Here is a 9,302-nt window from a genome sequence, read left to right as displayed (position 1 = left end):
CAGGCAGCGGCACGGAACGGTCGTCACCGGCATCCGCGTTGGTGTCCGTGCCGGCCCAGGGCGTCGCCCCCGCGGGCACACCAGGCGCCGCCGGAGCCCCGGAAGCACCTGCGGCGGCATCGGAGTCACCGCCTCCGGCCGCCGGCCACGAGGCACCACTGCCCGGCGCGGCGGGCGCACCCTGCGCGGGACTCACCGAACCGGAACCAAGCCCGGCACCAGAGCCGGAACCAGGAGCGGAACCAGAGCCGGAATCCGGCTCCTCGGCGGCAGAAGCCACCTGACCCCCGGCTCCCGCCCCCGCACCCCGACGATCCGGAATCCCCAGCTTGTCCGCCGCATCCTGCAACCACTCCGGCGGAGTCAGCAGGAACGACGTCTGATTCAGATCCACCCGCGCGGCGGGCGCCGCCGGCGCAGGCTCGTCCGCCGCGTCCGGACGGCCGTACTCCTCCTCGTACCGGCGGATCACCTCACCCACCGGCAACCCGGGCCACAGCGTCGCCTCACCGCTGTCCCGCGCGATCACCAGCCGCTGCGCACCACCGTCCGACCGCGGCCCGTCCGCCCGGTCCTCGGCCCACACCACGAACCCGAGATCGAACTCCCGCACCCGCACCTCACGATGCTGGTACGACGGCAGATCCCCGTTGATCCACTCTTCCGCACGCTCCTGCGCCTGCGCGAAAGTCACCATCGCCGACCTCACTCCCCCACGGCCGAGGACGACACCGCACCCACCGGCACCACACGCGCGAACCCGCCGTCCACCATCAGGTTCGCCACCGTCTCCAACTCCGGCGGATTGCCCGCCAGCCGCGACAGGAAGACATCCAAGTCGTCCCCGCACGGCAGCAGCAACCGCTCCACCCGCTCCGGCGGCGGCACCGAGGGATCCACATCCCGCACGTCGTCGTACGCGCAGAACCACACCGAACCGATCCGCTCGCCCTTCACCTTCACGGCCAGCAGCCCGCCCTGGACGAACGAGATCCCCAGATAGTCCTTGGTCAAATGGTCACGCAGACACTTGTTGACGTACACCAGGTCATTGACCGCGGCCTCGTCGCGCACCGTGAAGAACGGCTGGTCCAACAGCAGCCCCAGCTCCGCGTCCAGCGCGGCACCCACCGGCGCGCAGCCACCCGCCGCCTTCAGGAACGACCGGTACGCACCCGGCAACCGGTAGCCGAGGTCCTCCTCGACGCCCTGCACCTGCGACTCCGTCACCGCGACACCCGACTTCGGCAGCCCGAAATGCGCCGGCCGCGTCTCCTGCAACGGCCGCGTGCCGCGCTTGGAATGGTCGACACCCGACGTCGCCACACCCCCGTGATGCCGCAGCAGCGCCTTCACCTCGACCGGAACCAACTCCAGCCGCCGCGTGCCCACCACGTGGTGCCACGTCCAGCCGTGCGGCGTCGCCACCGCCGGCACGGTGTCCCACAACTCGTGCCCGGACGCCGACAGCGCCGTGTTCGCCGACACGTAGTCCGTCAGCCGCAACTCATCGACACCGAAGCCCTCCGGCGGCTCCGCGATCTCCGCGGCCGCGCGCGCGTAAGCCGAGAAGTCGGGGTAACCGTGCTCGTCGACCCGTACCCCTCTCGGGTGACGTGCCGCCCGGACCGGATCCGGGAAGTGCACGACCTGCCCGGCGTAGGCCGCGTTCGGCGGCGCGGCTTGCTGCCCGAGCCGACCTGTCGTCATGGCGGTTGCCCCCTGCGGCACTCTGTACGACCCGTATTGACCACCCTTGGCGCACTACGACCCGTATCGACTGTCACTGCACGCGCCGACTGCGGATCACCCTCCGGTTCACTGCATCGAGCTCCGAACGGATCACCGCATCGCCCGCGGTGCCGACAGCCTATGCGGTACGACGACACCGGTCACCGGCACCGGCCGGCACCCCCTCCGCTTCCGTGACCAGGCGTCACCCCACCGTGACGGCACACCCCGCTATGGGCGTGTCGCCGCGCCCCAGCTTCCGCACCAGCCGCGGCATTTGGCAGTCTGTGACCCCCGGGGGATGCACGAGGGGAAGACGATCATGAATGCCACGCAGACGGGACCACACGCCGGCAGGTCCGCCGACCCACCAAGCGGCGACCCCCGAGGCGGCACCCACCGCACCGGCCCCGCCGGCGACCCACGAGCCACCGATCCCCGCAGCGGCGACCCCCGCATCGGCTGGAGCGCCACCGAGGCAGCCCACGCCCCAACCCTCCGCCACCGCCGCGACGGCATCCTCCCCACCGTCGCCGCCGCCCTCTCCGTCCGCGGCGCCACCCTCACCGGCACCGCCGCCCGGGCCGACACACCCCCCGCCCTGCACCCCCTCGTCCAGGACTTCCTCGACACCCTCACCAGCGCCCAGCGCGACCGCTACACCGGCCGCTGCGCCGAAACCATCCTCATCTCCCGCCACATCGCCGCCGCCGACACCGCACGCAGCAAACGCGCCGCACGCAAACCCATGACCAACGGCGAGGCACGCAAAGCTCTCAAGCAGGCCAAACTCACCACCCGACGCATCCGCGAGGACGGCGACCCCCTCCACGGCGGCTTCGCCACCCCATGCCGCGCCTGCACCGCGCTCAGCGCCCACTTCGGCGTCCGCATAGTCGACCCGGCGTCCCAGAACGGCTGACGCCCCCCCCACACGGCCGCACCCCGGCGCGCACCCACGCACGCCAGCACCCCCATGACCTCGACGAGACGAAGGGCAGATGCACACCGACCGCACCTCCACCACCCGCTTCGCCGTACCCGTCGACGCCGCCCTGCGCGCCGCCGGCTGGCAACCCGGACGCTGGGACATCAAACAAGCCGAGATCTGGGCCGACGCCCTGCGCGACCACGCCTCCCCCGCCGGCCACCGCCACACCGTCTTCCCCGCCGCCGTCGAGGCCTGGGCCGAATTCGGCGGACTCCACATCACCCCCACCGGCCCCGGCCGCCAGGTCGCCCCCGCCCACCTCCACCTCGACCCGCTGCACGGCCTCCACATGGCCCGCACCCTCGGCGACCTCGGCCGCGCCCTCGGCACCGACGTCTGCCCCCTCGGCGCCGAAACCGACAGCCAGGCCCTCCTCGCCATCGACACCGACGGCCGCGTCTACACCCTCGACCACACCGGCGACTGGTACCTCGGCCCCGACATCGACCGGGCCCTCGCCACCCTCATCGCCGGCACCCAGCCCCCACGCCTCACCACGGCCTGACCACCGGCCGGCCACCGACCGGACCGGACTACGACGCCGGAATCACCGCCGACACCCGGAAACCCCCCGCATCCGTCGGCCCCGACACAAACACCCCACCCAGCGCCGAAACCCGCTCCTTCATCCCCACCAGCCCGTTCCCACCGGACGGCAACCGCGCCGACGACGCCGCCTCCTCAGGCGGCTCGTTCTCCACCTGCATCGCGATCTCCGACACCCGATGCGCCAACCGCACATACGTCTTCGCCCCGGCCGCGTGCTTGTGGACGTTCGTCAACGCCTCCTGCACCACCCGATACGCCGTCTGCTCCACCAGCGGCGCATACGACCGGACATCCCCCTCCACCGACAACGCCACCACCATCCCCGCGGCAGCCGACTGCCCCACCAACTCCTCCAGCTCCGACAGACACGGCCCCTCGTCATCCGCCGCCCGCGAAGCCGCCGCAGCCGCGGCCGCAGCCACCCCCACCGCCGCCAACGGCACCGAAGCCGCCGGCTCCCGCCGCTCACCGCCACCGCTGCGCAGCACCCCGAGCATCTCCCGCAGCTCCGTCAGCGCCTGCCGCCCCATGTCCCCCACCAGAGCCGCATTCCTGACGGCCTTCTCCGGATCCTTCCGGGCCACCGCCTGGAGCGCCGCGGCATGCACCACCATCAGACTCACCCGGTGCGCCACGACATCGTGCATCTCCCGCGCGATCCGCGTCCGCTCCTCGCTGCGGGCCCACTCGGCCCGCTCCTCCGCCCGCTCCGCGAGCAACTGAAGCTCCCGCTCCAGACTGTCCGCCCGCTCCCGCAGGCTTTCCATCAGCCGCCGCCGCGCCCCCACGTACAGACCGAGCAGCACCGGAGGCGCCGTGAAGCCCAGCGACATCGTGATCGCCGCGAAGGGCACGAACCAGTCCCCTATGTCCAGGTCCCCCCGCGACATGTCCTGCCGCGTCTTCACGAACGTCACGATCAGCGTCCCCACCAGCGACATCCCCGCCAGCGAGGCGACGATCCGCCGGGGCAGCTCCGCCGCGGCCAGGGTGTACAGGCCGACGATGCCCATCAGGAAGCCCATCTCGGCCGGCGTGATGGCGATCGAGACCAGCACGACGGCGATCGGCCACCGCCGCCTCACCAGCAGCACGGAACCGGCCACCAACCCGAAGACGGCCCCCGCCGCCACCGGGATCCCCGCGTCCCGCGCGAACGGGATCCCCTCCAGCGCGCACTCCAGCGCGGACACCACGGCCAGACTCACATCGAACACGGCGCTACGCCGTCTGGCCCACCACCACGGCCCTCCCCGGGCCGTCACACGGTCTTCCCCCGTCGCGGTCATGCCTCTCAGCCTACGGGCGGCCCCCGCCGGTTTTCCGGCGCATTTCCCGGACTGGCCTACACCACACTCCGTGACCGTTCGGCTGCGATACCACCCGATATCCCTCGAACTGCTGAATCGCTCACCGTTCGATCCCGGAACCGATCATTCCGCCCGGACGGTATGCGTATGACACGTGCACCCGGCAAGTACGCCGACTTCGAGGAGCTGCGGGAGAGAGCGGTGGCGCTCCGCCGCGCAGGGCTGAGCCGACGCCAGATCCGCGACCGACTGCACGTCGACAACAACGACATCCTCAACCGTCTACTGGAAGGCGAACCGCCACCGGCCTGGACCAAGCGCCCGAACGCGAAGGACGACCTCCGCGAGCGGGCCAGGGAACTACGACTCCAGGGCTGGACGTACGACCAGATCCAGGTGGAGCTGGGGTGCTCGAAGAGTTCGATCTCGCTGTGGGTGCGGGATCTGCCGAAGCCGGAGCGTCGCGACCCGACGGAGCAAGCGAAGCTGGCAGCGCGACGGAGGTGGGAGCACGAGTTGGCGGTGCGCGACGAGGAACGGCAACAGACCAAGGAAGCGGCCGAGCAGGCGATCGGCGAGCTCTCCAACCGCGAGCTGTTCCTGGCCGGAGTCGTCCTCTACTGGGCCGAGGGCGCCAAGGACAAGGCGCACAGCCGACAGCGCCGCGAGAACCTCCAGTTCATCAACAGCGACCCGAACGTCATCGGCTTCTTTCTGCGCTGGCTCGATTCACAGGGCGTCCACCGCGATCGCCTCCGGTTCCGCGTGTACATCCACGAGTCGGCGGACGTAACGGAAGCCGAGTCCTACTGGGCCAAGCTTGTCGACGTGGACGCCTCAGCCCTTCAACGCACCACACTCAAGAAGCACAACCCGAGAACCGTCCGCAAGAACATCGGTGACTCGTACCGAGGCTGCCTGGCCATCTACGTCACGAGGAGTGCCGACCTGTACCGTCGCATGGAAGGCGCCTGGTACGGCATAGTAGGGGGCGCCGCTCGGCGACCTGACTAATTGTCCGGTTTGGCCGGGTTTATTCCCCCGTGGTGTAATTGGCAGCACTGTGGCTTTTGGTGCCATCTGTCCGGGTTCGAGTCCTGGCGGGGGAGCACATGCTCACATTCGGGCCCTGGTCGGCGACAGCCACGTCAGGGCCCGCTCTCGTGTCCCCCACAAAACCCCCCGGTATCCTGCGGATGTCACCCCACCCCATCCACAGCCGAAGGGCATCCCGTGAGCGCCAACCGCCCGGCAGCCGTCGTCGTTCTCGCAGCGGGTGAGGGCACCCGTATGAAGTCGGCCACACCCAAGGTCCTGCACGAGCTCTGCGGTCGCAGTCTCGTGGGCCATGTGCTCGCCGCCGCGGGCGAGCTGAACCCCGAGCACCTGGTCGTCGTGGTCGGCCACGCCCGTGAGAAGGTCACCGCCCACCTCGGCGGCATCGCCCCCGAGGTCCGCACCGCCGTACAGGCGGAGCAGAACGGCACGGGGCACGCCGTGCGGATGGGGCTGGAGGAGCTGGGCGGGGCCGTCGACGGGACCGTCGTCGTCGTGTGCGGCGATACGCCCCTGCTGACGGGCACGACCCTGCGGGCCCTGGCGGCCACGCACTCCGCGGACGGCAACGCGGTGACCGTGCTGACCGCCGAGGTACCGGATGCGACGGGGTACGGGCGGATCGTCCGTGACGACGCCACCGGAGCGGTGACCGCCATCGTCGAGCACAAGGACGCCACCGATGCCCAGCGGTCGATCCGGGAGATCAACTCGGGTGTGTTCGCCTTCGACGGGCAGTTGCTGGCCGACGCGTTGAAGAAGGTGCGGACGGACAACAGTCAGGGTGAGGAGTACCTGACCGATGTGCTCGGGATCCTGCGTGAGGCGGGGCACCGGGTCGGGGCGTCGGTGGCCGGCGACCATCGCGAGATCGCGGGGATCAACAACCGTGTGCAGTTGTCGGAGGCGCGCCGGATCCTGAACGACCGGCTCCTCACCGAGGCGATGCTGTCCGGCGTGACCGTGATCGATCCGGCCACGACCTGGATCGACGTCACGGTCACCTTCGAGCAGGACGCGGTCGTCCACCCGGGCACGCAGCTGCACGGCGCGACGCACGTGGCCGAGGGTGCGGAGGTCGGGCCCAACTCGCGGCTGACCGACACCCGGGTGGGTGCGGGTGCGCGGGTCGACAACACCGTGGCCGCGGGCGCCGAGGTCGGCGCGGACGCGACCGTGGGTCCGTACGCGTATCTGCGTCCGGGGACGAGGCTGGGTGCGAAGGGCAAGATCGGGACGTACGTGGAGACGAAGAACGCGTCGATCGGTGAGGGGACGAAGGTGCCTCACCTGTCGTACGTGGGTGACGCGACGATCGGTGAGCAGACGAACATCGGTGCCGCGAGCGTGTTCGTGAACTACGACGGCCAGGAGAAGCACCACACGACCATCGGTTCGCACTGCCGGACGGGCTCGGACAACATGTTTGTGGCGCCTGTCACGGTGGGGGACGGGGCGTACACCGCCGCCGGGTCCGTGATCACGAAGGATGTGCCGGCCGGTTCGCTGGCTGTGGCCCGTGGTCAGCAGCGGAATATCGAGGGTTGGGTGGCTCGGAAGCGTCCGGGGAGCGCGGCCGCGAAGGCGGCGGAGGCGGCTTCCCGGGAGTCGGCCGGCGAGGGCTGACCGGAAAGCGATGCCTGAAACACGGCGTACGGTGATAAGTGCACACCCGCACCCCCACCAGCTGAGACGGCCTCCGGCAAGCCGGCTGCGAGGTTTCTCGACACCTAGCTGCGACACCTCTGAGGAGACAGTGCTGTGACCGGGATCAAGACGACCGGCGAGAAGAAGTTGATGTTCTTCTCCGGCCGCGCCCACCCCGAGCTTGCCGAGGAGGTCGCCCAGCAGTTGGGTGTCGGGGTTGTCCCGACGAAGGCCTTCGACTTCGCGAACGGTGAGATCTATGTGCGTTATCAGGAGTCGGCGCGTGGCGCGGACTGCTTCCTGATCCAGAGCCACACGGCTCCGATCAACAAGTGGATCATGGAGCAGTTGATCATGATCGACGCGCTGAAGCGTGCGTCGGCCCGCTCCATCACGGTCATCGTGCCGTTCTACGGTTACGCGCGGCAGGACAAGAAGCACCGTGGACGTGAACCGATTTCGGCGCGTCTGATCGCGGACATGATGAAGACCGCGGGGGCGGACCGGATCCTGACCGTGGATCTGCACACGGATCAGATCCAGGGCTTCTTCGACGGTCCGGTGGACCACCTGTTCGCGCTGCCGCTACTGGCGGACTACGTGGGGCGGAAGGTGGACCGGGAGAAGCTGACGGTCGTGTCGCCGGACGCGGGCCGGGTGCGGGTCGCGGACCGCTGGTGCGACCGGCTGGGTGCGCCGCTGGCGATCGTGCACAAGCGGCGTGACAAGGACGTCGCGAACCAGGTCACCGTCCACGAGGTCGTGGGTGAGGTGAAGGGTCGCGTGTGTGTCCTGGTGGACGACATGATCGACACCGGTGGGACGATCTGTGCCGCTGCGGACGCGCTGTTCGCGCACGGTGCGGAGGATGTGATCGTGACGGCGACGCACGGCGTGCTGTCGGGCCCCGCGAGCGACCGTCTGAAGAACTCGCGGGTGAGTGAGTTCGTGTTCACGAACACGCTGCCGACGCCGGGTGAGCTGAGCGGTGACATGGACAAGATCTCGGTGCTGTCGATCGCGCCGACGATCGCCAGGGCGGTGCGTGAGGTGTTCGAGGACGGTTCGGTGACGAGCCTGTTCGACGAGCAGTAGGCCCTGCGGGAGCTTCTGTAGATCGTTTTGGGTGCGGCCTTCCTTGCCGAGTAGACTGCTGAAGTTGCTCGGCGAGGGAGGCCGTTCCCGTTTCGGGACGCGGTTGTCCGTTATCGACGCGCTCTTCGTAGCAGGCCGTTCGTGGCCGGGTGACCACGTCCGTTCTGATTTCGAGGAGTGATTATGTCCGAGGTGAAGATCTCCGCCGCGACGCGCACCGAGTTCGGCAAGGGTGCCGCGCGCCGTATCCGTCGTGAGAGCAAGGTTCCGGGTGTCCTGTACGGGCACGGTTCGGACCCGGTGCACCTGACCCTGCCGGGTCACGACCTGCTGATGGCGCTGCGTACGCCGAACGTGCTGATCGCTCTGGACATCGACGGCAAGACGAACGAGCTGGCGATCCCGAAGTCCGTGCAGCGTGACCCGGTGAAGGGCTTCCTGGAGCACGTGGACCTGCAGCTGGTCAAGCGCGGCGAGCAGGTCAACGTCGAGATCTACGTCCACACCGAGGGTGAGCTGGCCCCGGGCGGCTACCTGCTGGAGCACGTGCTGAACGCGCTGCCGGTCGAGGCTGAGGCCACCCACATCCCGGAGTCCGTGACCGTCTCCATCGAGGGTCTGGCGGCGGGTGACTCCATCCTCGCGAAGGACATCACGCTGCCGAAGGGCACGACGCTGGGCGTCGAGGGCGACACCGTCGTCCTTCAGGTCCTGGCCGCGCAGGCCGAGGAGGCCGCTGAGGGTGAAGAGACCGGGGGCGAAGAGGCCGCCCAGGCCTGATCCTCTTCGTCGTCGTTTCGTGGGGCCCGGTTTGCCGGGGGGGGGGCGGGCGGCGCGGGGGTTAGTGAAAAGTGAGGTGAGACCCCAGGGGGCCCGCCCAACAAAGGGAAAGAGGGGGGGTGGGGAAGAGGTGGAAAGGGGTG

Annotated in this window: 8 protein-coding genes, 1 tRNA gene and 1 pseudogene; 7 read left to right on the top strand and 3 right to left on the bottom strand. The window is 69.6% G+C overall.

The genetic code is table 11. The features are described 5' to 3' along the window. Positions 1 to 697 (bottom strand): annotated as a pseudogene (locus ABZ281_RS23955) (hypothetical protein); the annotation flags it as partial. A gap of 8 nt (positions 698 to 705) precedes the next feature. Beyond that, the gene (locus ABZ281_RS23950) at positions 706 to 1,710 is read right to left on the bottom strand and encodes an SMI1/KNR4 family protein (protein ID WP_356658503.1); all 1,005 of its coding nucleotides are present in this window, start codon (positions 1,708 to 1,710) and stop codon (positions 706 to 708) included. Positions 1,711 to 2,053: 343 nt separating this feature from the next. Here ABZ281_RS23950 and ABZ281_RS23945 point away from each other — a divergent pair, with 343 nt between their 5' ends. Together ABZ281_RS23945 and ABZ281_RS23940 are read left to right on the top strand one after the other, a co-directional pair. Next, the gene (locus ABZ281_RS23945; RefSeq protein WP_356658501.1) at positions 2,054 to 2,653 is read left to right on the top strand and encodes a YwqJ-related putative deaminase; all 600 of its coding nucleotides are present in this window, start codon (positions 2,054 to 2,056) and stop codon (positions 2,651 to 2,653) included. Positions 2,654 to 2,732: 79 nt separating this feature from the next. Then, positions 2,733 to 3,227, top strand: a complete 495-nt coding sequence (locus ABZ281_RS23940; RefSeq protein ID WP_356658499.1) for an SUKH-3 domain-containing protein — start codon at positions 2,733 to 2,735, stop codon at positions 3,225 to 3,227. Between the two features lie 28 nt (positions 3,228 to 3,255). Here the strand turns inward: ABZ281_RS23940 and ABZ281_RS23935 are convergent, their stop codons facing one another. Continuing rightward, positions 3,256 to 4,560 (bottom strand): histidine kinase, encoded by a 1,305-nt coding sequence (locus tag ABZ281_RS23935; protein ID WP_356658497.1) that lies wholly within the window; start codon positions 4,558 to 4,560, stop codon positions 3,256 to 3,258. A 168-nt stretch (positions 4,561 to 4,728) separates the two neighbouring features. Here ABZ281_RS23935 and ABZ281_RS23930 point away from each other — a divergent pair, with 168 nt between their 5' ends. The 5 genes from ABZ281_RS23930 (at position 4,729) to ABZ281_RS23910 (ending at position 9,159) form a co-directional block, all read left to right on the top strand. Next, entirely contained in the window at positions 4,729 to 5,595 is an 867-nt protein-coding gene (locus ABZ281_RS23930; protein WP_356658495.1) for a hypothetical protein, read from the top strand. A 23-nt stretch (positions 5,596 to 5,618) separates the two neighbouring features. After that, a tRNA-Gln gene (locus ABZ281_RS23925) sits at positions 5,619 to 5,690 on the top strand. Between the two features lie 124 nt (positions 5,691 to 5,814). Further along, complete coding sequence (gene glmU, locus ABZ281_RS23920) at positions 5,815 to 7,263, top strand: bifunctional UDP-N-acetylglucosamine diphosphorylase/glucosamine-1-phosphate N-acetyltransferase GlmU (RefSeq protein ID WP_356658493.1); 1,449 nt, start codon at positions 5,815 to 5,817, stop codon at positions 7,261 to 7,263. A gap of 135 nt (positions 7,264 to 7,398) precedes the next feature. Beyond that, a complete protein-coding gene (locus tag ABZ281_RS23915; protein ID WP_356658491.1) occupies positions 7,399 to 8,379 on the top strand; it encodes a ribose-phosphate diphosphokinase in 981 nt (326 codons plus the stop codon). A 183-nt stretch (positions 8,380 to 8,562) separates the two neighbouring features. Then, positions 8,563 to 9,159 (top strand): 50S ribosomal protein L25/general stress protein Ctc, encoded by a 597-nt coding sequence (locus ABZ281_RS23910; RefSeq protein WP_356658489.1) that lies wholly within the window; start codon positions 8,563 to 8,565, stop codon positions 9,157 to 9,159. Positions 9,160 to 9,302: the final 143 nt, after the last annotated feature.

Origin of the sequence: Streptomyces sp. NPDC006265 (genome assembly GCF_040613555.1) — a bacterium.
Lineage (GTDB): Bacteria > Actinomycetota > Actinomycetes > Streptomycetales > Streptomycetaceae > Streptomyces.
Note: the sequence above shows the minus strand (reverse complement) of the source record. Positions and strands in the feature narration are given on the sequence as shown.